Source organism: Vibrio sp. Vb0888 (assembly GCF_033338835.1).
Classification (GTDB): domain Bacteria; phylum Pseudomonadota; class Gammaproteobacteria; order Enterobacterales; family Vibrionaceae; genus Vibrio; species Vibrio alginolyticus.
The window spans coordinates 1-1179 of record NZ_JAWOTL010000221.1; the positions used below are offsets into that span (position 1 = coordinate 1).

Below are 1179 nucleotides of genomic sequence, written 5' to 3' on the forward strand. Positions count from 1 at the left end.
CAAAGCTCACCTCATCAGTAAAACGGTTCGAGAATCGACGTGCCAAGAAATAGCTAGCAAGCGCTTTGTCTGGCCAGTTACCCAACACAGACACCGCATTTGACCAAGGGTAATCCGGGTCAAAGCTACCAATTGAGTTTAGGAAGCGTCCATTCGCAGTTTCCGCAACAGCTATATAGCCCTCATCTGAATCTTCGATAAAGCGTGCTGCCAAATCATCAAAACAGCTGGCTGTTGAAAGATCGTAATCAGCCGGAATTTGGTGTGAGTTGTTGTCTAACAGTTGACCAAAAGAAATCACTTTTTGGTTGCCTGCCGCATTTTCTATCACACATTGATGCTCTGGTGTGCGCAAGATATCAAGGAAGAACGCCGCGGATTTTTTCGCCCCATTCGCGTAATCACAGAACCATGAGTTATCGGCTTTGCCTTCGCTACAGTATTGAGGGTTTGAAGCAATGCGCAATAAGAAATCACCCGGCTTATCCGTTGACGAAGTGTAACCAAGATTGGTGTACAGGTTATCGATGCGCTCAAGATCTTCCATCTTGTCACGGATAGCGCTCATTTCCATATAACGGCGCACTAAGTAACCAGGATAATCGGACGAGAATAATCCCGTCGTCCCATATAACTCCAAGTTGCGTCGATCATAGCTATCGAGATAGTTCTGCCACTCGTAAGAAACAATTTCTTCTAGGTTTGTACCTTCGTCAAAACGGTTACAGTCGCTGTTTAGAGAAACGTTCCCATCGGTACAGAAATCGTAAGACTTACGCTCAATTTCATTCACTTTATCTAGGTAGTAAAGTGCGCCATAACGAGTTTTCGCATTCAGTTCTGGATCATCAGACAACGCGGCGGTATCGAATCGGCTGAAGTCACAGTTGTAGAGTGATTTGCCTTTCTCGTTCCCCGTTAGTGCCTTCACTTCAGAACACACCATCAGCGATGTGTTGTCTGGATTGTTGCCAAACTTGTATGCAAAGCTTTGTTGGTAGGCTTGCTGATCAGCGAGGTAACGAGCGTATGCCGCTTTGTCTTCATCGCTCGCACTGTCTGCCGGTTTCACAACAGGCGCAGGAGCTGAACCTGAAGAATCTTGAATAGTCTCGACTTTACGACCGTAACCAAACTTAAACGCCGCAATATCGTACAGACCCCAAGTTGGCGTTTCAT

1 pseudogene is annotated in these 1179 nt (G+C 46.1%); it reads right to left on the bottom strand.

Features of this window, described 5'->3' with window-relative positions:
- Window positions 1-1179 (bottom strand): annotated as a pseudogene (locus R7P72_RS25165) (MoxR-like ATPase); the annotation flags it as partial.